General features: G+C 33.1%; 25 protein-coding genes. 6 read left to right on the top strand and 19 right to left on the bottom strand.

Going from position 1 to position 24,550, the window contains the following annotated elements; translation table 11 throughout:
• Positions 1 to 48: 48 nt before the first annotated feature.
• From B0A57_RS05480 to mraZ, 5 genes are read right to left on the bottom strand one after another with little or no spacing between them, the layout of a single operon-like run.
• The gene (locus tag B0A57_RS05480) at positions 49 to 1,509 is read right to left on the bottom strand and encodes a UDP-N-acetylmuramoyl-L-alanyl-D-glutamate--2,6-diaminopimelate ligase (protein WP_011964160.1); all 1,461 of its coding nucleotides are present in this window, start codon (positions 1,507 to 1,509) and stop codon (positions 49 to 51) included.
• A gap of 1 nt (position 1,510) precedes the next feature.
• On the bottom strand, positions 1,511 to 3,514 hold the full coding sequence (locus B0A57_RS05485) for a penicillin-binding protein (RefSeq protein WP_034098857.1): 2,004 nt from the start codon (positions 3,512 to 3,514) through the stop codon (positions 1,511 to 1,513).
• Complete coding sequence (locus tag B0A57_RS05490) at positions 3,505 to 3,846, bottom strand: FtsL-like putative cell division protein (RefSeq protein ID WP_011964162.1); 342 nt, start codon at positions 3,844 to 3,846, stop codon at positions 3,505 to 3,507. Before B0A57_RS05490 ends, B0A57_RS05485 begins: the two co-directional genes overlap by 10 nt.
• Complete coding sequence (gene rsmH / locus B0A57_RS05495) at positions 3,846 to 4,754, bottom strand: 16S rRNA (cytosine(1402)-N(4))-methyltransferase RsmH (RefSeq protein ID WP_172605046.1); 909 nt, start codon at positions 4,752 to 4,754, stop codon at positions 3,846 to 3,848. The genes B0A57_RS05490 and rsmH overlap by 1 nt, the downstream gene beginning before the upstream one ends.
• A complete protein-coding gene (gene mraZ, locus B0A57_RS05500) occupies positions 4,729 to 5,202 on the bottom strand; it encodes a division/cell wall cluster transcriptional repressor MraZ (protein ID WP_011964164.1) in 474 nt (157 codons plus the stop codon). The genes rsmH and mraZ overlap by 26 nt, the downstream gene beginning before the upstream one ends.
• Before the next feature lie 236 nt (positions 5,203 to 5,438).
• On the opposite strand from mraZ, the gene B0A57_RS05505 reads away from it, so the two are divergent.
• Both B0A57_RS05505 and yihA read left to right on the top strand, forming a co-directional pair.
• On the top strand, positions 5,439 to 6,203 hold the full coding sequence (locus B0A57_RS05505) for an alpha/beta fold hydrolase (protein ID WP_011964165.1): 765 nt from the start codon (positions 5,439 to 5,441) through the stop codon (positions 6,201 to 6,203).
• 57 nt (positions 6,204 to 6,260) lie between these two features.
• Positions 6,261 to 6,878 (top strand): ribosome biogenesis GTP-binding protein YihA/YsxC, encoded by a 618-nt coding sequence (gene yihA / locus B0A57_RS05510; protein WP_011964166.1) that lies wholly within the window; start codon positions 6,261 to 6,263, stop codon positions 6,876 to 6,878.
• A 118-nt stretch (positions 6,879 to 6,996) separates the two neighbouring features.
• Here yihA and gldC read toward each other — a convergent pair whose 3' ends face one another.
• Positions 6,997 to 7,320 carry a gliding motility protein GldC gene (gene gldC, locus B0A57_RS05515; protein ID WP_034098859.1) on the bottom strand — a complete coding sequence of 108 codons (324 nt, stop codon included), beginning with the start codon at positions 7,318 to 7,320 and terminating at the stop codon, positions 6,997 to 6,999.
• Positions 7,321 to 7,402: 82 nt separating this feature from the next.
• On the bottom strand, positions 7,403 to 8,359 hold the full coding sequence (gene gldB, locus B0A57_RS05520; protein ID WP_034098861.1) for a gliding motility lipoprotein GldB: 957 nt from the start codon (positions 8,357 to 8,359) through the stop codon (positions 7,403 to 7,405).
• A gap of 141 nt (positions 8,360 to 8,500) precedes the next feature.
• Between gldB and nadE the strand changes: the two genes are divergently transcribed.
• Together nadE and B0A57_RS05530 are read left to right on the top strand one after the other, a co-directional pair.
• On the top strand, positions 8,501 to 9,307 hold the full coding sequence (gene nadE, locus B0A57_RS05525) for an NAD(+) synthase (protein WP_011964169.1): 807 nt from the start codon (positions 8,501 to 8,503) through the stop codon (positions 9,305 to 9,307).
• 87 nt (positions 9,308 to 9,394) lie between these two features.
• The gene (locus tag B0A57_RS05530) at positions 9,395 to 10,024 is read left to right on the top strand and encodes a response regulator transcription factor (protein ID WP_011964170.1); all 630 of its coding nucleotides are present in this window, start codon (positions 9,395 to 9,397) and stop codon (positions 10,022 to 10,024) included.
• Between the two features lie 40 nt (positions 10,025 to 10,064).
• Here the strand turns inward: B0A57_RS05530 and dnaG are convergent, their stop codons facing one another.
• From dnaG to B0A57_RS05565, 7 genes are all read right to left on the bottom strand, one after another.
• Positions 10,065 to 12,050: a DNA primase gene (dnaG, locus tag B0A57_RS05535; RefSeq protein ID WP_011964171.1), complete on the bottom strand. Its 1,986-nt coding sequence runs from the start codon at positions 12,048 to 12,050 to the stop codon at positions 10,065 to 10,067.
• A 156-nt stretch (positions 12,051 to 12,206) separates the two neighbouring features.
• Entirely contained in the window at positions 12,207 to 13,481 is a 1,275-nt protein-coding gene (locus B0A57_RS05540; protein WP_034098863.1) for a hypothetical protein, read from the bottom strand.
• Positions 13,482 to 13,636: 155 nt separating this feature from the next.
• The gene (locus B0A57_RS05545) at positions 13,637 to 14,878 is read right to left on the bottom strand and encodes a hypothetical protein (protein WP_034098865.1); all 1,242 of its coding nucleotides are present in this window, start codon (positions 14,876 to 14,878) and stop codon (positions 13,637 to 13,639) included.
• A gap of 144 nt (positions 14,879 to 15,022) precedes the next feature.
• Positions 15,023 to 16,087: a hypothetical protein gene (locus B0A57_RS05550; RefSeq protein WP_034098867.1), complete on the bottom strand. Its 1,065-nt coding sequence runs from the start codon at positions 16,085 to 16,087 to the stop codon at positions 15,023 to 15,025.
• A 32-nt stretch (positions 16,088 to 16,119) separates the two neighbouring features.
• The gene (locus B0A57_RS05555) at positions 16,120 to 16,797 is read right to left on the bottom strand and encodes a hypothetical protein (protein WP_034098869.1); all 678 of its coding nucleotides are present in this window, start codon (positions 16,795 to 16,797) and stop codon (positions 16,120 to 16,122) included.
• Positions 16,784 to 17,344 (bottom strand): RNA polymerase sigma factor, encoded by a 561-nt coding sequence (locus B0A57_RS05560; RefSeq protein ID WP_034098872.1) that lies wholly within the window; start codon positions 17,342 to 17,344, stop codon positions 16,784 to 16,786. Before B0A57_RS05560 ends, B0A57_RS05555 begins: the two co-directional genes overlap by 14 nt.
• A gap of 184 nt (positions 17,345 to 17,528) precedes the next feature.
• The gene (locus B0A57_RS05565) at positions 17,529 to 18,506 is read right to left on the bottom strand and encodes a polyprenyl synthetase family protein (protein WP_034098874.1); all 978 of its coding nucleotides are present in this window, start codon (positions 18,504 to 18,506) and stop codon (positions 17,529 to 17,531) included.
• A 104-nt stretch (positions 18,507 to 18,610) separates the two neighbouring features.
• Here B0A57_RS05565 and B0A57_RS05570 point away from each other — a divergent pair, with 104 nt between their 5' ends.
• On the top strand, positions 18,611 to 19,492 hold the full coding sequence (locus tag B0A57_RS05570) for a hypothetical protein (RefSeq protein WP_034098876.1): 882 nt from the start codon (positions 18,611 to 18,613) through the stop codon (positions 19,490 to 19,492).
• A 56-nt stretch (positions 19,493 to 19,548) separates the two neighbouring features.
• On the opposite strand, the gene rlmN is transcribed toward B0A57_RS05570, so the two are convergent.
• On the bottom strand, positions 19,549 to 20,592 hold the full coding sequence (gene rlmN / locus B0A57_RS05575; RefSeq protein WP_034098878.1) for a 23S rRNA (adenine(2503)-C(2))-methyltransferase RlmN: 1,044 nt from the start codon (positions 20,590 to 20,592) through the stop codon (positions 19,549 to 19,551).
• Positions 20,593 to 20,670: 78 nt separating this feature from the next.
• Here rlmN and B0A57_RS05580 point away from each other — a divergent pair, with 78 nt between their 5' ends.
• Positions 20,671 to 21,312 (top strand): O-methyltransferase, encoded by a 642-nt coding sequence (locus B0A57_RS05580; RefSeq protein WP_011964180.1) that lies wholly within the window; start codon positions 20,671 to 20,673, stop codon positions 21,310 to 21,312.
• 57 nt (positions 21,313 to 21,369) lie between these two features.
• Here B0A57_RS05580 and B0A57_RS05585 read toward each other — a convergent pair whose 3' ends face one another.
• The 4 genes from B0A57_RS05585 to clpP form a co-directional block, all read right to left on the bottom strand.
• Complete coding sequence (locus tag B0A57_RS05585) at positions 21,370 to 21,939, bottom strand: phosphatase PAP2 family protein (RefSeq protein WP_034098880.1); 570 nt, start codon at positions 21,937 to 21,939, stop codon at positions 21,370 to 21,372.
• The gene (locus B0A57_RS05590) at positions 21,939 to 22,307 is read right to left on the bottom strand and encodes a Sec-independent protein translocase subunit TatA/TatB (protein ID WP_011964182.1); all 369 of its coding nucleotides are present in this window, start codon (positions 22,305 to 22,307) and stop codon (positions 21,939 to 21,941) included. Before B0A57_RS05590 ends, B0A57_RS05585 begins: the two co-directional genes overlap by 1 nt.
• A 231-nt stretch (positions 22,308 to 22,538) precedes the next feature.
• Positions 22,539 to 23,771 (bottom strand): ATP-dependent Clp protease ATP-binding subunit ClpX, encoded by a 1,233-nt coding sequence (gene clpX / locus B0A57_RS05595; protein WP_011964183.1) that lies wholly within the window; start codon positions 23,769 to 23,771, stop codon positions 22,539 to 22,541.
• 75 nt (positions 23,772 to 23,846) lie between these two features.
• Positions 23,847 to 24,548 (bottom strand): ATP-dependent Clp endopeptidase proteolytic subunit ClpP, encoded by a 702-nt coding sequence (clpP, locus tag B0A57_RS05600; RefSeq protein ID WP_011964184.1) that lies wholly within the window; start codon positions 24,546 to 24,548, stop codon positions 23,847 to 23,849.
• Positions 24,549 to 24,550 lie beyond the last annotated feature (2 nt).

The following is a 24,550-nucleotide window of genomic DNA, read 5'->3' on the forward strand; positions in this document are numbered from 1 at the left end:
GTTATTCGTTGATTCGGTTAACCGATTAAACGAATCAACGATTGAACTTTATTTGTTTAGTTGTTCTAAAATTTCTTTTACAATTTGCATATCATCAAAATCATGACGAACGCCATTTATTTCCTGATAAGTTTCATGTCCTTTTCCTGCAATGAGAATAATATCGTTAGGTTGTGCTAGCTGGCAAGCGGTTTTTATGGCTTGTTTTCTGTCAATAATCGACATATATTTTTTGTAATTGACGGCTGTAATTCCGGCTTCCATTTCGGCGATAATCGTTTCAGGATTTTCCGTTCTTGGATTATCCGAAGTAAGAATTGCTTTATCGCTCATTTGCGAAGCGATATTTGCCATTATTGGGCGTTTGGTTTTGTCACGATCACCGCCACAACCTACAATTGTTATGAGTTGTTCGTTGCGAGTACGAATATCATTTATGGTACTTAATACATTTTCTAGAGCATCGGGCGTGTGTGCATAATCGACAATTGCAGTGATATTTTGTTTTGATACAATAAACTGAAAACGGCCTGAAACACTTTCTAATTCTGACAAGAGTCTTAAAACTTCTAATTTTTCGATTCCTAATTCGATAGCTACTCCGTAAATCGCCAATAAATTATACGCATTGAAGGTTCCAATAAGTCGAACCCAAACTTCTTGTTCATTTATTTTTAATAGCAATCCGCTTAACTGATTTTCGATAATAATGGCTTTATAATCGGCATACGTTTTTAAGGCATACGACAATTTTCTTGCCTTAGTATTTTGCATCATTACAGCACCATTTTTATCATCTATATTTGATAAAGCAAATGCGTTTTTAGGCAAATTATCGAAGAATGATTTCTTCACATCGCGATAGTCGGAAAATGTTGGATGATAATCTAAATGGTCGTGCGATAAGTTTGTAAAAACGCCACCTACAAATTGTAAACCTTCGGTACGTTTTTGATGAATTCCGTGCGAACTAACTTCCATAAAGCAATATTGGCAACCAGCTTCAACCATTTTATCTAGATAATAATTGATGGTTAATGAATCTGGCGTGGTATGCGTTGCTTTGTGTTCAATTTCATCAACCAAGATTTTTACAGTAGAAAGCAATCCAACTTTGAAACCTGCTTTTTTGAATAATTGATATAATAATGACGCAATTGTTGTTTTACCATTGGTTCCTGTGACACCAACTAATTGTAGTTTTTGAGACGGATTATCATAAAAATTTGTTGCTAGATATGCCAAAGCTGCATTCGTGTCTTTTACTTTTACATAAGTAATTTGCGACAATAAATTGGTTGGTAAAGTATCGCAAACAATCGCCTTCGCCCCAAGAGCAATGGCTTTGTCTATAAACTCATGTCCGTTTGAAACCGAACCACGAATGGCAACAAAAACATCGTTCGATTGTATTTTTCGAGAATCAAAATGAATGTTATGCACAGCAACATCGGTTGAACCGTGAACAACTTCGAGAGCGACTTTATATAAAATTTCTTTTAAAAGCATTTTATGACAATTCTAAAATTATTGTATTTTTTTTTAATATGGGCTGACCTGCTTGTATGGATTGTTTTTTTACTTTTCCAACGCCTATCGCTTTTACTTTCATTCCTAAATTTTCTAGTAATGCAACAGCATCCATTCCAGACATGCCGTGTAAATTGGGTATATATTTTGGCTTTTCATTTACCTTATCATTGTAAGTCAAGTAATTTTTGTCTTGGGCTGGATTATTCTTTTTTAGATTTTTTACTACATTAGTTGATGGCACATCGGTAAAAACCTTTTGTGCAATACGTTTAAAAACTGGCCCAGCAACATCTGCTCCGTAATAATCGTTTTTAGATGTATTTGGTTTATGAACGACAACTATGCAAGAATATTTAGGATTTTCGGCAGGAAAATACCCTACAAAAGATGAAATATAATATTTACCACTTCCGCCATTTGTTCCGTAACTTGCTGCTGCAGTTCCTGTTTTTCCTGCCATCGAAAAATCTTTAGAGTATAGTTTTGATGCTGTTCCTCTTTTAACCACATTTTTTAAGATGGTCTTTATTTTTTTTAGTGCGTCATCAGAGCAAATTTTTGGGTTAATGACTTGTTTGTCGAAATTTTTGATGGTTTTGTTCCATTCCTTAACCTCTTGTACAAAAATTGGTTTTACCATTTGACCATCGTTTGCAATGGCGTTATATAATGTTAATGTTTGTAATGGCGTTACAGAAACTCCGTACCCGAATGCCATCCACGGAAGTGAAATTGCGCTCCAGTTTTTATCTGAAGGCTCTGGAATATATGGTATTCCTTCGCCTCTAAATGGTAATCCTAGTGGTTTGTTTAGTCCTAAATTTACAAGTCTGTCTGTAAATTGTTTGGGATTATTTTTGTAATTTTCATAAACTGCCCGAACCATAATGGTATTAGAAGACACTTCAAATCCTCTAGCTAACGATATTTTTCCGTACCCCCCAGTATGAGAATCTCTTACTTTGCGACCACGATAAGTGATTTGACCACCATTGCTATCATATACTTTACTGGTATCAATTTTATTGTCGTCGATAAGCGCAATTAGATCTACTAATTTGAATGTAGAACCTGGCTCGTGCGATTCTCCTACAGCATAATTTATGGTTTCATAATAAGATCCGTCTTTGTCTTTTCCTAGATTAGAAATGGCTTTTACAGCTCCTGTTTTGGTTTCCATTACCACAACGCAACCGTGATCTGCGTCATATTCTAATAATTGTTTTAGCAAAGCATGGTGCGCAATGTCCTGTATATAAACATCAATCGTAGAAACGATATCATAACCATCTTGTGGCTCTACTTCATTATTATCACGAATAGGTTTCCATTGTCCTTGTGCTATTTTTTGTTTTAGGACTTTTCCGTCTTTACCGTTTAGATATTTTCCGTATGCTCCTTCTATACCTACTGGTAATAAATCGCCATTGTCGTCATAACGTTCGTAACCTATTGTTCGTGCTGCAATTTTGCCAATTGGATGCTCACGTACTGTTCTTTGCTCGGTAATCATACCCCCTTTATTAGAACCAAGATTAAACAAAGGGAATTTTTTGACCGCAGCATATTGTGTATAACTCAAATCTTTGGCCAAAAGAAAATACCTGTTTTTATTAGCTCTTGCTTTTCTGAACTCGTTCAAATAAGTGCTCGAAGATTTTTCTAGTAAGACTGAAAGAGAGTCTGATAAGTCTTTAATATGAGCATCAAAATTTTCTTTGCTTGGCGCTAAAGCATCAAAACGAATAGTATATTTAGGGATTGATGTTGCGAGCAAGCTTCCATCGGAAGAATATACATTACCACGATTGGCAGGAATTACAAAATTTTTGATAGATCTTTCTTTGGCTAATTTTCGGTAATAGTCGCCTTCAACCCACTGTATATTAGTAAGTTTTACGCCCACAGCCGTTACCATAATTAGAATAACTAAAGCAATTACGTAGATACGTTTTAAAATATTTCTATCTTCTATTGCCATATTTTATACCAAGGTTTTTTTTCTTCGATTACTTTTATTTTTTTTGGAGGTACAGATGAGGGTAAGATACCTTTATCTACCATTTGCCCTGCTACGGTCGATTCCATTTTTATTTTCATTAATTCCGAACGACGGTCTACAAACTCCGAACGCAATTCTTTAACATCATTTGTTAAGTCGGCAATTTTAAAAATTTTTTTCTCATAACTGTGCGTGTTTGCAATCATGATTATAGCCAACAAAAGCAGAAACACAATGAATCGCCAATTTTTAGTAGCGTCTTCATTGATAAGAAATCTTGCTTTTAATATGTTATAAATATCTCCTTTCATTATTTTTTTTCTGCAATTCGAAGCTTTGCACTTCGAGCACGATTGTTTATTTTAATTTCTTGGTTTGAAGGAATAATCATTTTTCCAATTAACTTGAAAGGCACTTCAAATCGCCCGAAGAAATCTTTTTCTGGTTCCCCTTCAAACAATCCGTTTTTCATGAATCTTTTTACTAATCTGTCTTCTAATGAATGGTAAGAAATAACGCTTAACCTTCCGCCTTGGTCTAAAACTTCTAATGATTGTTCTAAAAATTCTTTCAAAACATCCATTTCTTGATTTACTTCGATACGAATAGATTGATATATTTGCGCCAGAATTTTATGTGCTTTATTATTAGGCAGAAATCTTGCTAAAACTTGTTTCAAATCTTCGGTATTTACTATTTTTTCTTTTTCACGAGCTTCTATAATAGCTCGTGCAATGGCTAGTGCATTTCCTAATTCTCCATACTCTGCAAAAATGCGACGCAGGTTTGTTTCATCATATTCATTAACAATATTAAAGGCTGTTAAATCATTTTTTTTACTCATTCTCATATCTAACTCAGCATCAAAACGAGTAGAAAAACCTCTTTCAGGCACATCGAACTGATGGGAAGAAACCCCCAAATCGGCAAGAATTCCGTCTACTTTTTTAATTCCATTAAAACGCAAAAATCTTTTAATGTATCTGAAATTTTCTTGTATTAATGTAAATCTTTCGTCTGGCAGTGCGTTTTCCCAAGCATCTTCATCTTGATCGAAACCAAATAATTTTCCCTCAGGACCAAGTCTAGACAAAATTTCTTTCGAATGTCCGCCACCACCAAAAGTCACATCTACATACACGCCGTCTGGCTTAATATTTAAACCATCGACTGTTTCTTTTAGCAAAACTGGATTATGATATTCCATATTCATCGTCATTTACGTTACCCATTACTTCTTCTGCCAAATCTGCAAAATCCCCAACTGAATCATCAATCGCTTTTTCGTATAAATCTTTGTCCCAGATTTCGATAATATTTACTGCCGATGACAATACAATATCTTTTGTAACCGAAGCAAAAACCGCTAAATCCTTAGGGATTAACAATCTGCCCGTTGCATCAATTTCAATTATACGAACACCCGCTGTAAAACGACGAATAAAATCATTGTTTTTTTTTACAAAACGGTTCAGTTTATTAATTTTTTGCATCATCAAATCCCACTCCTTCATAGGATACAATTCTAAACATTGCTGAAAAACCGAGCGCTTCAATACAAAGCCTTCTTGCAAAGACACGTTTAGTTGCTTCTTTAAAGGGTTAGGCATCATGAGCCTTCCTTTAGAATCGACCTTACATTCGTATGTTCCAACAATGGTATTCAAGTAGTTATGATTTTACATGATAGTTAGCAAATATAAATATTTTTTACCACCTTTTACCACAAAATACCACTTTGTTGATAAGTTTTAACTTTTTTAAGAGCTAAACAAATGCAAAATAAGGTAGAAGTGATATTTACGACTTATTAACAAAAAAAGGAGGTTATAAAAAAGACAATATTTATATTTCGTATTTTAGTCCTATATTTGCACCTATTTAAAGACAAAACGATTACACGGTGAATAACTTAAAGAAAGAAGGCAAGTACGAATATTTTGAAGCTGGCGAAGGAACTCCAATTATAATTTTGCACGGATTAATGGGCGGATTAAGTAATTTTGATGGGGTTGCAAACTATTTTCCTGCAAAAGGATACAAAGTTATCATACCACAACTACCACTATACACACAAAACATACTAAAAACTAACGTAAAATCTTTCTCTAAATATGTTAAAGATTTTATTACTTTTAAAGGTTTTGACAGAGTAATTCTGGTAGGAAATTCGCTAGGCGGACATATTGCATTATACTTTACAAAAATGTATCCAGAACGCGTTTCTGGACTTGTAATTACAGGAAGTTCAGGACTTTACGAAAGCGCCATGGGAGACAGCTATCCTAAACGTGGTGATTACGAATATATTAGAAAAAAAGCAGAGAGCGTTTTTTACGATCCTGCTATTGCTACAAAAGAAATTATAGATGATGTTTACAATACCGTAAACGACAGAATAAAACTAATAAAAACATTAACCATTGCCAAAAGCGCCATTCGCCATAACATGGCAAAAGATTTACCAAAAATGCATGTTCCTATAGGAATTATTTGGGGTAGAAATGATGGCGTAACACCACCATCGGTTGCTGAAGAGTTTCATAAATTACTACCCAATTCGACCTTATATTGGATTGAAAAATGCGGTCATGCAGCCATGATGGAGCATCCAGACGAATTTAACCGTTTGCTTGATGAATGGTTGACTACAAAAGCAGAACATTAAAAACTCACTTAATACTAAAGAATAATTATACTGCTATTTTAGCGCAAAACATATTAAATGAAAATTAATACCGCCGAATTTATTATTAGCAATTCTATCGTGAGTTTGTGTCCGCAAGAGCACTTGCCAGAATATGCTTTTATTGGACGATCTAACGTTGGGAAATCATCGTTAATAAACATGTTAACCAATCACAAAAGTTTGGCTAAAACCTCTGGAAGACCAGGAAAAACGCAACTAATAAATCACTTTAAGATAAACAACAATTGGTTTCTTGTAGATTTACCAGGTTATGGTTATGCAAAAGTTTCTAAAAAGACGAAAGAAGTTTTTCAGCAATTTATTACCGATTATTTTGAGAAAAGAGAACAGCTTGTTTGTGCTTTTGTACTTATTGACATTCGTCATGAAGCACAAAAAATAGACTTAGAATTCATCACTTATCTTGGCGAAATCGAATTGCCATTTTGCATTGTTTTTACCAAAGCCGACAAAATTAGCAAAGGAAAAGTTGCCCAACACGTTGCCGCCTACAGAACAGCATTGCTAAAAAACAATTGGGAAGAAATGCCGCATCATTTTGTAACTTCTGCAACGGAACATACAGGAAAAGAAAGCCTTTTAAGTTATATTGATGAAGTAAATCAGGATATTTTTAAGCAAAATGGCTTTTAAACAAACCAGAAAAATCTTGTTAAAACATATAACTAAAAACAAATAATTTTGAAAATATAAAGCAAAAAAGTCGGAAGAAAAATCTTCCGACCATAACTAGCGGTAGCTAACCTTTTTTTTACTTCTTCAACTCGAGCTTCTCTGCAAAATATTCGCAAAAATCTTTCATCGTATCTGTCATTTTTTCGTCGCCCGTAGCTCTATAAAAAGTAGCTGCCATGGCAACTAATGTTTGATGAAAAAATATTTTCATTTCATCTACTGGCATATCTTTTGTCCACAAATCAATTCGCATTGTTTCTTGGGTTTTGTTATCCCAAATAGAAAGCATAATGGCTTTTGTTTCTTCAGTTTCGACACCGCCATCTTGTGCAGACCAATGCAGTTTCTCAGGAACACGATTTTCGTCTAGTTGTACGTTAAATTTTATTTCAGAAGTCATTGTATTTTAAATTTTAGAATTCATTTTAAATTAAGATAATTACCTCATTTAGGAGCCTAATTACTCGGGGCTTAATTTGCAATTATTTTTTTGGTTTATATTTAGATTTTTGAAAAATAGCTGCGGCATCCATTGCCATCATTTCCTGCATCGGAATATCGTTATTTTTCATAAACGAACGTACTATTTGCAAACCAAACCAGGCCCCTATTCGACCAGGTGTTTCATTATCTGAAATTAATCCGAATTTAGAAAATGGCGACGGACTTATAAAACGCTGTGATAATTTAGCATCTGTGTCATATAATAGCTTCTCTTCAATAAAAAATCTCCACATATTAGCCTCGTTATCTTGAGCGTATTTAAGCTGTTCCGGTGTGTAACAAATCTTGTCTCCATTTGAATATTCTGGCAATAATACATCATTAAAATACAATTGTTTTCCTGAATATATCATCAGTGATAATAAATCTTTTGTAACTGGTGGTTTTACTTTTGTTCTAGAAAAACTTTCTACAATATCTGGTAATATTTGAGACGGCTCGAAGGTTTGCTTCATGTAATTTGGAAATTCGTAGAACTTATGATTTTTACCTAAATACAATTCTAACGAAATAATTAATGCTTTTTCAGTATAAATTACCTTATAATCTGTATCCATCTCCTGAATTACAGTATATACTTTTGGAATTTGTGTTTTTGGATAATAGTATTTAATGTAACGAAACAAATCCTCTATTTCGGTGGTTTCTTTATCGAAACTCCCATAACGTTTTTCTACTTCGGCATACAATTCTCTCCAAAGTGGATTGGTCATTTTATCGACCAAAATCGAATCCGAAATAGATGGCGGAAAAAATTCTGGATATTGCAATTTTAATTTTGGCAATTCGCTTGGTGGTGTTTCAAAAAAAGCTTTGTCGTAGCGATCTACTTTTATACTTACTGGTATTTCTGCTACTTTTTTTTGAATTTCGCTTTTTTTAGAACACGAAATAATGGCAAATAGGAATAGAACGAGTATTAAATATTTTTTCATAAACATGATTTTTTAGCCCAGATAAGAGTGGAAATCCTTTTATTTTTTCCTTCAAAAAATAAAAGATTGAAACGTATAGCTGGAATTGCTCCTAATTATTATTTTTGCAAATATACATTCGTTTTTAAAACAAAAGTAACCATGCAAAAAAATAGTACCATAAATTGTGAAAAAGTTAACGAACATATTGTAAACTGGCTAAAAACCTATGCACAAAAGGCTAAAGTAAATGGTTTTGTGATAGGGATTTCGGGCGGAATAGATTCGGCAGTTACCGCTACTTTATGTGCGCAAACAGGACTAACGGTTTTGTGTGTAGAAATGCCTATACACCAAGCACAAAGTCATATAAATAGAGCGCAAGAACATATTATGCAGCTTAAGAAAAATTTTGCAAATGTAACTGACACTCGTGTAAATTTGACCCCTGTTTTCGAGAGTTTTAAGACCGAAGTTCCTGTTTCTAACAATGAAGCAAAACTAAATTTGTCTCTTGCAAACACTAGGGCGAGGTTGCGCATGACAAGTTTGTATTATTTGGCCGGGATTCACGGATTGTTGGTTGCAGGTACGGGCAATAAGGTAGAAGATTTTGGCGTTGGTTTTTTTACCAAATACGGAGATGGAGGTGTAGATTTGAGTCCTATTGCCGATTTGATGAAAAGTGATGTTCGTGCTCTTGCTACTTATCTTAATGTGCCAGAATCTATACAAAAAGCAGCTCCGACTGATGGATTGTTTGGTGATGATCGAAGCGACGAAGACCAACTTGGTGCTAGTTATACCGAATTAGAATGGGCGATGATTGCTTTAGAAAACGGCAAGAAATCTGATGACTTTACAGATCGTGAGAAGGTTGTTTTTGAAATTTACGAACGACTAAACACGATTAATCAGCACAAAATGAACCCCATTCCTGTTTGCTTAATTCCTGAAATTTACAAATAATTTACCAACTGATTATCAATTTGTTATAAAATATTATATACCTTTACCGTTCGTTAACTTTAGTATAACTATCTAAAATTTAAGCTTATGGTAAAAATAGGTCTTGCAGACAACCATCCCGTTGTGCATTATGGCATAAAAGCTTACTACAAGGAACATTCTGATGTTTCTTTAGAAGCAATTGTTGACAATTTTGAAATGGTATCGGAGATGCTAAAAATAAAAGAAATTGATGTTTTGCTTCTAGATCTAGAACTAGAAGGGCTTTCGAGCATAAATCTAATTAAAAATTTACTCAAAGATTTTCCTAATCTAAAAATAATTTTATTTTCTAACTTGAATGAACAAATTTATGCTCCAAACGCTATAAAAGCAGGGGTTTTTGCCTTTGTACAAAAAAGCGAAAAACTAGACGTTTTAACTTCTACTATTATAAAAGTAAATCGTGGCGCTGTAATTTTTAGTGATGCTGTAAAGAAAAATATGGCTCTAATTTCTAAACAAATTAAATCCGAGAGATTGTATAGAAAGTTATCTTCTCGCGAGATTGAAGTGTTAAGATACTTGAGCAACGGCAAGAAAAATAAAGAAATTGCCGAAGCTTTACATCTTAATGAAAAAACGATAAGCACTTATAAACTAAGACTTTTGGCCAAACTAAACGTTACAAACCTTGTCGATTTAGTAAATAAAGCAAAAACTTTAGATATTGTTTAGTTGTGTTTTTTTATTCATTTGATTAATTTTTGCCAATGGGCTAACTATAACGTGACATAACTCGTCCTAACTTATTTGAAAAATTATTGACCAATTTAGAATAATCCATTACCATAGATAGGTTTTCGTAATTATCTGAATCTGTTGCATTAGATAGATTTGATTTGATTTCTTCGATGATTTTATTAACCAAGAACCAACGCAAAGTAAGTATCGTTTCCGATACATACTGACTTATTGTTTTGTCTTTTTGTTTCACATAAATTTGTTGGGCTTCCCAGTTATGCAAAGAAGTTTTCTCATCATCCATAATGATTGTGGTTACTTCTTGTGCTAATTCTGGCGAAAGTCTCATGAGATATTGTTCTATTTCGAAGTTTTCGTTTTCATTAAAATAAGCAATCAAATTATTATAAATATCTTTAAATATTGGCGTACCAAGCTCTACCTCATCTTCTTGAAGACTCAAATAAATACGCTGAAAAACTTTGTATCTATTTACTTCTTTTATTTCTAATAACTCTCCTTCTTCATTTGCTTTAAAAACAAAATCTTCAAAATCTTCTTCTATATTTCCGTAAAGCAGCAGGATTTCAATAATTTTAAGTTCCAATTCGTATAATACGTCAACTTTTGCACCAACTGCGGTATTTTCGTTTTTATAAACTTCAAAAACTTGATTTTTTTGTTCTTGTTTTTGTTTTTTACCTACTTCCGAAATGTCTTTTTGAACCAGTTGTGCTAATGTATTAAACAAAACTTCTTCGGAAATATCCATAATTCGAGAGCATTCCTGAATATATATTTCTCTTTTTATTCTATCTGGAATTTTCGAAATACTATTTACCATATCACGAATAAGTTCTGCTTTCTTAATAGGATCATGCTTGGCATCTTTCATTAATAACGATGCTTTGAATTGAATAAAATCCATGGCATTGTTTTCTAAATACAACAAGAGCTCGTTGAGTGGTGTTTTTTTGGCAAAACTATCGGGGTCATCACCTTCTGGGAAGGTACAAACTTTGACATTCATACCTTCTTCTAGGATTAAATCGATTCCTCTAATAGAAGCACGAAGTCCTGCGGCATCTCCATCAAAAAGAACGGTAATGTTTTTAGTTAATCTATTTATTAATCTTATTTGATCTGGCGTAAGGGCCGTTCCTGAAGAGGAAACTACGTTTTCTATTCCGGCTTGTTGCATCTGAATGACATCTGTATAGCCTTCGCACAAAAAGCAGTTGTCTTGTTTTGCGATAGCTTGTTTTGCATGGTAAATTCCGTATAAAACTTTGCTTTTATGGTATATTTCGCTTTCGGGCGAGTTCAGATATTTTGCTGCTTTTTTGTCATTCGTTAAAATACGGCCTCCGAATCCTAAAACCCGACCAGACATACTTTGTATGGGAAACATGACACGTGCTTTGAAACGGTCGAAATGCTTGCCGTCTTCTCGGAGAATGGTTAATCCAACTTTGTCTAAATAATCGAGTTTATACCCTTGTCCTAATCCTTCTTTTGTAAATGCGTCCCATGCTTCGGGCGAATAACCTAGTCCAAACTTTTTGATGGTTTCGTTTGTAAAGCCTCTTTCTTTGAAGTATGAAAGTCCAACAGATTTTCCTTCATCGGTATTCATCATTGTATTCTGAAAAAATTTTGCGGCGAATTCTGAAACCAAATACATGCTTTCTTTTTCGCTTGCTTGTTCTTTTTCTTCTTGTGATTGCTCTGTTTCTTCGATTTCGATATTGTATTTTTTTGCCAAATATCTGATGGCTTCTGGATACGAAAAATGTTCGTGTTCCATGATAAATGCGATTGCATTTCCGCCTTTTCCGGAACTAAAATCTTTCCAAATTCCTTTTGCTGGCGACACCATAAATGATGGCGAACGTTCTTCTGAAAACGGAGATAATCCTTTGTAATTACTTCCTGCTCGTTTTAGCTGTACAAAATCGCCAATTACCTCCTCTACTCGAGCGGTTTCGTAAACGGTATCTATGGTGGCTTTTGAAATCAATCTTTTAGATTTTAGGTTTTAGATTTTTCTGCAAACATTAAAATCTAGAAAAATATTTTGAAAGGCTGTAAAAATACATAATTCAAAATTTATATTTCAAAATAAAGAAGAAAAAAAAGTGCTTCATTGCTGAAACACTTTTACTTTTCTTAAAATTTATTTTACCACAAGCGTACCGCTGTTATTATCTTTTAATCGAAAATCTGGATTTTTTTTAATGTCAGATTCTTCAAATATTTTTTTTCGCTCTGTATTAGAAGTTATTATATTAAAACTATCGTTAGCGATCCATTCTTCTAGTAGCTTGTCGGGTGTATTTGTTTCTAACTCTACTTTAGCCTTGCAATTATTAAGGACTAAATTTTCGAATTTGAGTTTGTTTAGATTTGAATTTAAAATGGCTTTATTTTCTAGTAGTAAGAATTGATTAAATCCGGAGATGACACTGTTTTTTAATTCGAAAAAGCTATCGTATTTAACATAAATAGCCTCTTTAACCAAACCTTGATCGTTGTCTTCATTATTAATTAAAGTTATATTATTTGCGGTAATTTTTGTTAATTTTCTGTCTAAATCGTAATTTTCTAATTTGTCATAAGAATCGACTTCAAAGCATCTTGATCTTGAAACATCAGATGAAAATGGATAACGAATGGCAATACTATTACTGATATTGCATTGTGCGCCTTGTGTAAAATCGAAATCATCGTCTGTTGCTCTGAAGGAGATTAAGTTATTAAATATTACATTTCCTCCGTATGATTCGAATGAGTCATCATTAGAAAAACTAATTTGCACGTACTCTATTTTTGTTTTACTACCAACACCTGCAAGTGATAATCCGTTTAACTCTTTTAGTGCATTAAGCTTTCTTCCTGAGAATTCGATTCTCACATATTTTAGTATTCCGGAATTACTTTCAGGGTTTTGTCCGCCATAAAAATTGTATTTTGGATTTAAATTAAAATCTAAAATTCCAATTCCTCCAAATTTATTAATAGGTGCATCGCCTAACATTATTATACCTCCCCAATCTCCTGGCTTTCTTTCGGAAACATTTTTATTTGAAGTAAAAACAATTGGATCCGTTGCAACTCCTTCTGCTATTATTTTTGCTCCTTTTGTGATTACTAATGTACCACAGGTTGCAAAATCTCCTCTTATTACTGTACCTGGCTCTATGGTTAAGATGGCGTTATTTGCTAGATAAACAACACCTAAAAGTAAATATGTGTTTTTTTTATAAAGCGTAGTATTTGCATCTATTATTCCGTTTAGAATATGTGTAGATTCTGAGTGTTCTGTTGTCTTTGGTTTAAAATCTGTCCAGTTATTAAACCAGTTTGCTGACCCTATAATACCGTTTGTTACTTGAGCATTTAAAGAAAACACATGTATTAAAAAAATAACTGCTAAAACTGTCTTTTTCATAAGTAGGTAATTAAATATTGCTTTTTTTATTACCCCAAAATTAGGATTGAAATGTTAAATCATTAATCCTTAAATATTATCAATTTGTTATTATTATTTGTGTGTATAAAAAAAGTGTTTCGGTACTGAAACACTTTTTTTAAATTGACTTTTTTTTATTTTAATCTAAAATCTGGTTTATGCTTAACGTTATTATTTATAAATAGGGAATTTATTCCAACTTTGGTAATATTTAATAGTTTATCAGTTTGCATGAACCAATCATTTACATTTAGAGCTTTAACTAAAGCTTCGTCAGTAAATAATTCTGTACAACTATCGATTGTTGAATTATAAATTTTATTTTTTTTGAAATTATCTCTTTCCAAACATTTATCGTCTAAGGCTATAAAACTAGAAAAACCTGCTACTAAACATTTATTTACTTCGATATAGGAATCTGGTTTGAGTGAAATTGCTTCTTTTACTAATCCCATCGTATTCTCTTCATCGTTGGTCATCGTTACATTGTTTAATTTAATGTAAGTTTTCTTTTTTGTAGGATCATAATTTTCTATTTTATCATAAGAATCTATTTCGAAACATCTTGATCGAGTATTGTCTGAGGCGTAAGGATTTCTTATGGCAATACTATTATTCATAGTACTTTGAACACCCATAGAATAATCGAAATCATCATCTGTAGCTCTGTATGAAATTATATTACTAAAATCGATATTTCCGCCAATAACTTCAACAGAATCGTCACTTGAGAAACTTATTTGCACGTATTCTATTTTTGTTTTACTGCCCAAAGCGGCAAGCGTTAGCCCGTTTAATGATATTTTTGAATCGATTTTTTTTCCTGCAAATTCTATCCTAACATATTTTAATATTCCAGAATCACTATTTTCGTTTAAACCACCGAAAAGATTATATAAAGGATTTGGTTCATAAAACGATGCAGAAACTCCGCCAAATCTATTTATTGGCGCATCGCCCATTAGTATCACTCCTCCCCAATCCCCTGGCTTTCTTTCGGAAACTGGTTTATTTGAAGTAAATATGATTGGGTTTGTGTCTGTTCCTACTGCCATTATTTTCGAACCTTTTACAATTGCCAAGGTACCTGTGGTATTAAAATCGCCTCTAATTACAGTACCTGGCTCTATGGTAAGCACGGCCTTGTTTGCTACGTGTACAGTTCCCATTATTAGGTAAACATTGTTTTTTGTAAGGGTCATATTTTCTTTTATATCGCCTACCAAAATTCTTGTTGCCTGATCGTATTCTGTAGATTTTGGTCTGAAATTTGTCCAACCATCAAACCAATTGGATTCTCCAATTATTCCTTGGTTTTTTTGAGCATTGGATACGTAAAAAGTAGTTAAAAGAAATAATAAAATTTTAATTCTCATGGGGTAGGTAGGTATTAATTTGGTGCATGCAAAGGAACGAAAAATACACATATCTTTCAAACATTAGATTGTCAATTGTGTTATTTAAAAAAAGCGCTTCATTGCTGAAACACTTTTAAGGTAATATAACGCTAGTAAAAAAAACTAATTCAAATCTAATCTTATTCCTAACGAGATATTATTTTGTTTGACGGGATTGTTTTTAAACATTGAATTCAAATCATATTTTGCGTATAAACTAATTTGTCCGTAGCCTATATACGAGCTTAAGCCGTAATTCCAGTCGTTTGTGTTCCAATTTCCTTTTTGTTTCACACTAACCCTATGACCATCTAAATCATAAGATAAGAATTGTTTAGCGTTGGTGTTATACCCAACAAACCCGCCTATTCCTAGTCTAAATCCTCTATGAGATCTAAAAAAAACTTTATCATTTATTGTTTTGCTTTTAGAAAAATCGAATTCTAAATGCAACGGAATAGTTATAAATACGTTTTTGAAATAACTATCATTTTTTCTTAATTTGAATTGGTTTGTTACTAAATTAGTATGATCTCCATTCACTTCAAAAGAACGATTATTGGTGGGCGTTAATGTATTATACATAAATGAAAATCCGTATTTTAAATGCAATAAATTGTTGCTTTCTAATAATCGTGTATTGTGGGTATAACCCCATTCTAGGAATTCAGATCTTAAATAACCAAAGTCAGAATTGGCTATTCTTCCGTTTGTTACTAAATTATTGAAACCTGTTGCTATAACAATTTGGGAGGTTGTTCTTTTTTCAGATGTATTTTCTCGGATAGAATCTTTCTTCTTCGCATTATCTCCTCCATAAGAAATACTATATAATTTTTTCTTTTTAGCATTTTCATTATTATTTAATGCCAATTTTCCCTCTACTTTTTCCTTAACTAATTCTGAAAGTTTAGATTCCTCTACAGCAATTCTACTTTCAATATTATTTGCAGATGTTGTTGCCAATTGCATCTTCTTTTCGTCTGCTTGCTGTTGTGTAATACTATTCTTACCTAGTACTACATTAACTTCTTCTACTTGCTTTTTTAAAGCTTCTTTTTCTTCTTTTGTAATTTTTTCGATGTTTGAAGCTATTGCTTTTGCTCTGGCTTCGAAAGATTCTTGTGCCTGTAAACTGTTTGCAATACTGCATAAGAATACTGCTAAGTAAATAATTAAATTCCTCATAATGTTTAATTTTAAAATTGATTTGATGATTGTTACTCCTGATTTCTACTTACTACTGCTTCTTTTGCGCTATCGTAATTTTTACTTATTAATTTAAAAGCTTTTTGACGAAAAGTTAGCGTTATTTCGCCGTCAACTTGCGAAAGTAATGCGATTGCATCTATTTTTAATTTGGGTTTATTTACATTTTTGGTTTGCTCATTCTTCATTTCGACCGAAGCTATAAGTGTTGTCGGATTAGTTTCTGTTTTAAGTTTCTCTTCCGTTTTTTGAGGAATTATCTCCGCAATAATTTCTTTATTCTCTAATGGTTCTTTTGTAAATTCCTGAATTTTTTTATTTGTATTTTTAGCTTTTGCTAATTCTTTTTTGGTTTCAATAATTGCCAAAACTGCTTCTTTTGAATTGTTTGTTATTTTGGACTGATTTACCTCTTCAAGCAAAACAGGTTTCTTATCATCATTAACCTCAACAACCGTTTGATTGTTAGTGTTTGTATTTTTGTTTTCTTGGTCATAAAAAAGCAAGCCAACAAACACAAAACCAATCATACTTGCTGCAATATAGAGCCACGCCAAACGTTTTTTTGGTTTATTTTTTTCTGTAACCAAAAGCATGGCATCTAACCTATCCCAAGCTTGTGCCGAAGGTTGAATTTCTCTAGCATTCAACTTTTCTCGTATTTGATTTTCTAATTTATTCGGTTCCATTTTCGTAATTTTTTAGTTTGGCAATTTGGGTTTGCAATATTTTTCGGGCATGAAATAATTGTGATTTCGATGTGCCCTCGTTTATATCTAACATTTGTGCTATTTCCTGATGTTTGTAGCCTTCAATGGCATACAAATTGAAAACCATTTTATATCCATCTGGTAAACTATCTATTAGAAATTGAATGTCTTCGACCGAAAATTGACTTTCAATATTATTGAAACCTTCTTCTAAATATTGCGAATCATCAACAAATTTTATTGGTTTCTGAACTCTTAAATAAGAGATACATTCGTTTACCATAATTCGTCGTATCCAACCTTCAAAACTACCTTTGTGTTCGAAATTTTTAAGATTTGCAAATACTTTCATAAACGCTGTAATCATAACATCTTCCCCTTGGTGAATGTCTTTAATATATTGTCGGCAAACACTTAACATTTTTCCAGAAAATTTAGAATAAATCTTTTGTTGTGCCTGACGATTATTGCCTGTAGCCAATTCGATTAGTTCTTTTTCAACTTGATGTAAGTTTATTACTTTCATATATAATGGCAAAAATCAATATGAATATCAATCGTAAAATTGTTTTTTTATTGCAATTGATATTAAAAAACTGACTTCTATTTACATAGACGAGAAGAGTCGTGAAATAGTTGCATGAGGTATCAAATTATTTTTAAAATATTTTTTATTAACCTAAAAATGAATATTATATGGTTAAAAAAAATTATTTTTTCCTTTCAATAACATAATTCACCATCAAGATCAGAGAGTCTTTATAGGTTGAATTTGGGAAATCCTGAAGTAACGAAAGTGCTTCTTGCTGAAATTGCCTCATTTTATGTTCGGCATAAGCCAATCCGCTATTATTTTTAACGAAAGTGATGACTTCTTTTACTCTTTTTTTGTCTTTATTGTAGTTTTTGATAGAGTTAATGAGCCAACTTTTTTCTTTTGAAGTACAATTATTTAGAACATGAATGAGTGGTAATGTCATTTTTTGTTCTTTGATGTCTATTCCTGTTGGTTTTCCTATGGCGTCTTCGGTATAGTCGAACAAATCATCTTTTATCTGGAAAGCCATTCCTATGAGTTCGCCAAATTTTCTCATTTTTTCTACTTGAACCTCATCGTTAGAGACAGATTGTGCACCCAATGCACAACAGGCCGCAATAAGTGTAGCGGTTTTCTGGCGAATAATTTCGTAATAAATAGCTTCGGTAATATCTAATCTTCTGGCTTTTTCTATTTGCAACAATTCGCCTTCGCTCATTTCTCGAACTGCTACCGAAATTATTTTTAGCAAATCGAAATCGCCATTATCTATAGAAAGTAATAATCCTTTAGAGAGTAAATAATCGCCTACTAGTACTGCTATTTTATTTTTCCAAAGTGCATTAATAGAGAAAAAACCACGACGACGGTTGCTGTCATCTACCACATCATCGTGTACTAAAGTGGCTGTATGAATAAGCTCGATAACTAGTGCACCACGATAAGTTCGTTCTAAAACTGTTCCGCCAGAAATCATCTTTGCCGTGAGAAAAACAAACATAGGGCGCATTTGTTTGCCTTTTCGGTTTACAACATAATAGGTAATTCTATTAAGCAACGCAATTTTTGAAGACATAGATTGTTGAAACTTTTTTTCGAAAAGTTCCATTTCCTCAAGAATTGGTTTTTTTATTTGTGACGTGATATCCATATAGCGATTCAAAGATAGCATTTAAGTATTAATTTTTTCATATCTGATTAAACCTTTTTAAAAAAACGATGTCTTACCAACAAACCTTTTAAAAAACCATAATTATGAAAAGTAAAATTTTATTATTCGGATTGTTTTTAGCGCTAATAACAATTGGTTGCTCTAAAGACAAGGAAACGACAGACGACTCGACGGTAACTGCTGAAGAAGCTGGAATTAATGCCAAAGTAGATACCGAAAATAACGATGTGCATAATATTGTAGAAAATCAGTATGACAATATCGATTCTAATACCCTTTCGTATAAAAATGCTGCTTCCCAAGAAAATTATTTTTCACCATGTGCTATAATTACTAGAGTTCCTGATTTTGGTGTCGTTTTAACCATTGGACAAACAGTCACTAAAACTATCGATTTTGGTACTATTGGTTGCACCATGTCTAACGGAAATATACTGAAAGGAAAAATAATTCTTTCTTTCGTTTACAATCCAAATGCACCTATCCAAACAATTAATTGTAGTTTCGACAATTTTTATCACAATTTGAGAAAAATTGAAGGCACTAAAACTTTTACAAGAACTATGAGCATGGCAACGGTGGCTTCGCCAAGTCATCCTATTTGGGTTATGCACATGAATCTTACCATTATTTTACCCGACGGAAGAATTATAACAAGAGTTGGCACAAGAACAAGCGAAATTATTGCTGGATACAACACCCCAAACTGGACAGACAATGTGTATAGCGTTACTGGAAACTGGACGACTACTTTTCCTAATACCGTTACACAAACCAGCACAATTACTAGTCCGATAATCATAAAATTAGCTTGTACCCCTACAAACAGTGCGTTATCTAAAGGAGTTATATCATTTGTTAGAAATTCTCATATTGCTACATTAGACTACGGAAACGGAGATTGTGATAATCTGGCAGTATTTACTATAAATGGTGTTTCTCATACTATTGCTTTAGGAAATTAAATAATGCTTTTATTTAAACAAAAACTCCCTAAAATAATATTTCAGGGAGTTTTTTGTTATATTTCTTTATTGGCTAATTGTCCGCAAGCAGCATCTATATCTTTACCACGACTGTGGCGCACTTTTGCAATAATTCCGTTTGCCTCTAGTGCTTTTATATAAGCATTTATAGATTCTGGCGATGCTTGCTGAAACTCACCATCATCAATAGGGTTATATTCGATAAGGTTTACTTTGCAGGGTACATGTTTACAAAATTTAACCAGCGCATCTACAGATTCTTTGTTGTCGTTTATTCCTTTCCAAACCACATATTCGTATGTAATTTTGCTTTTGGTTTTGTGATACCAATATTGTAAAGCCTCACGCAATTCAGGCAATGGAAAACTTTTTGTAAAAGGCATAATTTTATTACGAATCTCTTCGACAGCCGAATGTAAGGAAACAGCTAGTTTAAATTTTACCTCATCATCGGCCATTTTTTTAATCATTTTAGAAACGCCCGAGGTAGAAACGGTAATTCTTTTTGGCGACATTCCTAAGCCTTCGCTAGAAGTTATCATGTCAATCGCTTTGATAACGTTGTTATAATTCATGAGTGGCTCACCCATTCCCATAAATACAATATTAGACAAAGGACGGTTAAAATATAATTTACTTTCTCTATCGATAGCCAGAACTTGGTCATAAATTTCGCCAGGTTCTAGATTTCGCATGCGTTTTAGTCGAGCTGTAGCACAAAAATTACAATCTAAGCTACAACCCACTTGGCTAGAAACACAAGCGGTTGTTCTGGTTTCTGTTGGGATTAAAACAGATTCGACAATTAAACCATCATGCAAACGAACCGCATTTTTTACCGTTCCGTCACTGCTGCGTTGCATTGTATCTACTTTAATATGATTGATAACAAAATTTTCAACAAGCATTTGTCTGGTTTCTTTAGAAACATTTGTCATGTCCTCGAAGCTGTGCGCCCCTTTGCTCCATAACCATTCGTAAACCTGGTTGCCCCGAAAGGCTTTGTCTTTATTAATTACAAAAAAATCACGTAATTGATCTTTAGATAATGCTCGTATGTCTTTTTTCTCGATTTGCATGGTGCAAATTTAGGTTATTTTGTTGATTTAGTAATTTGTTGTTTTGGTAATTTGTATTTTTGCTTAAAATTTTATCAAATGCATTTCCTTTCACAAGATTTAGAAGATTATATCGAGCAACATTCAGAAAACGAACCTGAATTATTAGCACAACTTAATAAAGAAACCTACCAGAAAATTTTGTTGCCCAGAATGCTGAGCGGACATTTTCAGGGTCGTGTTCTCAGTATGTTAAGCAAACTCATTCGTCCGGTAAACATTCTCGAAATAGGCACATATACTGGTTATTCTGGTTTGTGCTTGTGCGAAGGTATGCAAGAAAACGGGCAATTACACACTATTGATATTAAAGAGGAATTAATAGATTTTCAAAGAAAATATTTCGACAAATCGCCTTGGGGAAATCAAATCGTGCAACATTTAGGTGAAGCTGTTGATATTATTCCGATTTTAGATTTGAAATTCGATTTGGTTTTTATTGATGCTGATAAGGAAAATTATATTAATTATTTTAATTTAATTCTCCCTAAAATGAGTAAAGGCGGCATTATTTTATCCGATAATGTTTTGTGGTCGGGAAAAGTTGTTTTGCCTTTAGAAAAAAATGATTTGAGTACAAAAATTTTGCTAGAATATAATTTACTTTTAAAGAATGATCCGAGAGTTGAAACTGTTTTGTTACCTATAAGAGACGGACTAACTGTTAGTAGAGTTTTGTAGTTCAAGATTCAAACGTTTATTTTTAGTACTAAATAACGCTTTTTGAAGTTAAAAAAACTACAAATAATTCTTAAAATATTTTAGCTGAAACCATTTATAGCCTGTAAATGTTATAGATCCTGTAATAATACCACAAGTATATCCTGCAAGTATATCTGTAGGAAAATGCAATGCTAAATAAATACGACTATAAGCAAAGATTAATGGCCAAAGGATTAGTATCCAAAAATACTTGTATTGCTTTTTAAATATAGCGTATAGAAATACAAAAACTGCCATGGTATTTGACGAATGTCCTGAGAAAAAACTAAAAGTAGAACTTGGTTTTATGTTTCTAATTACATCTTTAATTGCTGGATCATTACAAGGTCGCAATCGCTGAAACATGGTTTTAAACAACTCGGTAATTGTATTATTTACCGTAAGCAAAACAGCTACAAAAAGCACAACAATTATTGTTTGTTTTGCTCCCAATTTCTTATAAACTAAATACAATAAGAAGACAAAAAGCGGAATCCAACTAGATTGTTTGGTAATAATTAACCACAGTGAATCGAAATCTTTTGAGCCTAATGTATTTAAAAACACCAACAATTCTTTGTCTATTGTTATTATTTTTTCTAACATTATAACTGGCGTTTTATTGGTCCGGTAAGATCATCTAAATTTTCTTTGACCTTTTCAATTTCTGAAGTAATATCGTCAGTGATAGATTTTGTACCTAAGGAATCCGAAGTATTATCGGTAATGATTTTATTAAATCCTTGTTTTACTTTGTCAATTTCAGAAGTAAAATCGCCTGTTAGTGATTTTATATCAATATCATTAGATTCGGCACCACGCTGAATTTCAGATTTTATATCATTTGTTGCATTTTTTAGTTGCGCCATGGCTTTTCCCATGGTACGAGCAATATCTGGAATCTTATCTGACCCAAAAAGCATCAAGGCTACAAACATGATAAATACTAATTCTCCTCCTCCTATTCCGAACATTTTTTTTGAATTTTAAAATACAAAGTTACAAAGTTTTTTAAATTGATATCGACAGACAACAAATGTTTAACTTTATCTTATAAATTAGTACAAAGTCATAAAGTAACAAAACGGAAAGGTTTGTTAGATTGCATCATGTTTTTTTAGTTTTCTCCCTTTGAAAAAAAAAAAAAAATTAAATAGAATCTCAAGACTTTATGACTTTTAACTTTTTTACTTTTAACTTTTTTATTAAGAAGCCATTTCTAATCGCTTCAACAAGTTTTTTGTTAAGGTATGGTGTGCATATTCCTTATCGATATTCAGAATTTTATCGTCTGAACTTGGTAATTCGTACATAGCATCGGTTAAGATGGCTTCGCATAAAGAACGCAATCCACGAGCGCCTAGTTTGTATTCTAGGGCTTTATCTACAATAAAATCGAGTGCTTCATCTGTAATATTAAATACAACATCGTCCATCATAAATAATTTTTGATATTGTTTGATTAAAGCATTTTTGGGTTGTGTCAAAATAGCACGCAAGGTTTCTTTATCTAGCGGATCCATGTGTGTAAGTACTGGCAAACGACCTATTATTTCTGGAATTAAGCCAAAATCTTTAATGTCTTTTGGGATAATATATTGTAATAAATTGTCTTTGTCTATGTTATCGACATTTTTAGAGGTGCTATAACCAACGGCTTGACGGTTTAATCTTTTTGAAATTATTCTTTCAATACCATCGAAAGCGCCACCGGCAATAAATAAAATATCTTGGGTATTTACTTCTACAAATTTTTGGTCTGGGTGTTTGCGTCCGCCTTTTGGCGGCACATTTACAACGGTTCCTTCTAAGAGTTTTAGTAATGCTTGTTGTACTCCTTCTCCTGAAACATCACGAGTTATAGATGGGTTATCGCTTTTTCGTGCAATTTTGTCAATTTCATCGATAAAAACGATTCCTCTTTCGGCTTTGGCGACATCATAATCTGCTGCTTGCAAAAGGCGAGTTAGAATACTTTCTACATCTTCTCCTACATATCCTGCTTCTGTTAGTACAGTTGCATCGACAATAGCTAAGGGAACATCTAGCATTTTGGCAATTGTTTTTGCTACTAGTGTTTTTCCTGTTCCTGTTTGCCCTACCATGATGATATTAGATTTTTCTATCTCTACTTCGTCATGATCGTTTTGTTGCATTAATCGCTTGTAGTGGTTGTAAACCGCTACAGACATTACTTTTTTTGTTTGGTCTTGACCAATAACGTATTGGTCTAGAAAAGCTCTAATTTGTTTTGGTTTTTGTAAAACTAAGTCTGAAACTTGGCGTGAACTGCCATTGGTTTTTAACTCTTCCAGAACAATTCCGTGTGCTTGCTCGATACATTTATCACATATATGTGAATCTATTCCGGCGATTAATAAGCTGGTGTCTGGTTTTTTTCTTCCGCAGAAGGAACATTCTAATTTTTGTTTTGCCATTTTTTTTTGTCAAATGTCATAAAGTCAAATGTCATAAAGTCTTTTGACTTTCGACTTTTGACTTTCGACTTTTTATTATCTTCTCAACACTTCGTCAATCATTCCGTATTCTTTTGCTTGGTCGGCAATCATCCAGTAATCACGTTCAGAATCTGCGTGTACTTTGTCGAAAGTTTGCCCTGAATGGTGCGATATAATGTTATATAATTCGTCTTTTAGCTTGAGCATTTCACGTAAATTAATCTCCATATCAGTAGCAACTCCTTGTGCGCCGCCTGATGGTTGGTGAATCATTACTCGCGAGTGTGGTAATGCCGAACGTTTTCCTGCTGCTCCAGCGCATAACAGAACTGCGCCCATAGAGGCTGCCATTCCTGTGCAAATTGTGGCTACATCTGGTTTGATGTATTGCATGGTGTCATAAATTCCTAATCCTGCATAAACGCTTCCTCCTGGAGAGTTTAGGTAAATTTGTATGTCTTTACTAGCATCTGCACTTTCTAGGAAAAGCAATTGTGCTTGTACGATGTTTGCTATTTGATCGTCTATGCCTGTTCCTAGGAATATAATCCTGTCCATCATTAGTCTTGAAAATACGTCTAGTTGAGAGATGTTTAACTGGCGTTCTTCTATAATATATGGGGTCATGTTTGTTGGGCTCATGGCGCCCACTATTTTATCATAATACATTGCATTGACACCTTGGTGTTTTGTTGCAAATTTTTTAAATTCCTTCGCCTGTTCGAACATAGCTCTTGGGTCTTTTCTGTAATTCATCT

The sequence above is a fragment of the Flavobacterium psychrophilum DSM 3660 = ATCC 49418 genome, assembly GCF_002217405.1.
In the GTDB taxonomy this organism is placed as follows: domain Bacteria; phylum Bacteroidota; class Bacteroidia; order Flavobacteriales; family Flavobacteriaceae; genus Flavobacterium; species Flavobacterium psychrophilum.

Coding starts and splice junctions, on each gene's coding strand:
- yihA (WP_011964166.1), top strand. CDS start 6,261: ATGAAAATTAATACCGCCGAATTTATTATTAGCAATTCTATCGTGAGT.
- B0A57_RS05585 (WP_034098880.1), bottom strand. CDS start 21,939: ATGTTAGAAAAAATAATAACAATAGACAAAGAATTGTTGGTGTTTTTA.
- clpX (WP_011964183.1), bottom strand. CDS start 23,771: ATGGCAAAACAAAAATTAGAATGTTCCTTCTGCGGAAGAAAAAAACCA.
- B0A57_RS05480 (WP_011964160.1), bottom strand. CDS start 1,509: ATGCTTTTAAAAGAAATTTTATATAAAGTCGCTCTCGAAGTTGTTCAC.
- clpP (WP_011964184.1), bottom strand. CDS start 24,548: ATGAATTACAGAAAAGACCCAAGAGCTATGTTCGAACAGGCGAAGGAA.
- rsmH (WP_172605046.1), bottom strand. CDS start 4,754: ATGACGATGAATATGGAATATCATAATCCAGTTTTGCTAAAAGAAACA.
- rlmN (WP_034098878.1), bottom strand. CDS start 20,592: ATGCAAATCGAGAAAAAAGACATACGAGCATTATCTAAAGATCAATTA.
- B0A57_RS05485 (WP_034098857.1), bottom strand. CDS start 3,514: ATGGCAATAGAAGATAGAAATATTTTAAAACGTATCTACGTAATTGCT.
- B0A57_RS05555 (WP_034098869.1), bottom strand. CDS start 16,797: ATGGAACCGAATAAATTAGAAAATCAAATACGAGAAAAGTTGAATGCT.
- gldC (WP_034098859.1), bottom strand. CDS start 7,320: ATGACTTCTGAAATAAAATTTAACGTACAACTAGACGAAAATCGTGTT.
- B0A57_RS05580 (WP_011964180.1), top strand. CDS start 20,671: ATGCATTTCCTTTCACAAGATTTAGAAGATTATATCGAGCAACATTCA.
- B0A57_RS05530 (WP_011964170.1), top strand. CDS start 9,395: ATGGTAAAAATAGGTCTTGCAGACAACCATCCCGTTGTGCATTATGGC.
- B0A57_RS05540 (WP_034098863.1), bottom strand. CDS start 13,481: ATGAAAAAGACAGTTTTAGCAGTTATTTTTTTAATACATGTGTTTTCT.
- gldB (WP_034098861.1), bottom strand. CDS start 8,359: ATGAAAAAATATTTAATACTCGTTCTATTCCTATTTGCCATTATTTCG.
- nadE (WP_011964169.1), top strand. CDS start 8,501: ATGCAAAAAAATAGTACCATAAATTGTGAAAAAGTTAACGAACATATT.
- B0A57_RS05590 (WP_011964182.1), bottom strand. CDS start 22,307: ATGTTCGGAATAGGAGGAGGAGAATTAGTATTTATCATGTTTGTAGCC.
- B0A57_RS05570 (WP_034098876.1), top strand. CDS start 18,611: ATGAAAAGTAAAATTTTATTATTCGGATTGTTTTTAGCGCTAATAACA.
- B0A57_RS05560 (WP_034098872.1), bottom strand. CDS start 17,344: ATGAAAGTAATAAACTTACATCAAGTTGAAAAAGAACTAATCGAATTG.
- B0A57_RS05550 (WP_034098867.1), bottom strand. CDS start 16,087: ATGAGGAATTTAATTATTTACTTAGCAGTATTCTTATGCAGTATTGCA.
- B0A57_RS05490 (WP_011964162.1), bottom strand. CDS start 3,846: ATGAAAGGAGATATTTATAACATATTAAAAGCAAGATTTCTTATCAAT.
- B0A57_RS05545 (WP_034098865.1), bottom strand. CDS start 14,878: ATGAGAATTAAAATTTTATTATTTCTTTTAACTACTTTTTACGTATCC.
- B0A57_RS05565 (WP_034098874.1), bottom strand. CDS start 18,506: ATGGATATCACGTCACAAATAAAAAAACCAATTCTTGAGGAAATGGAA.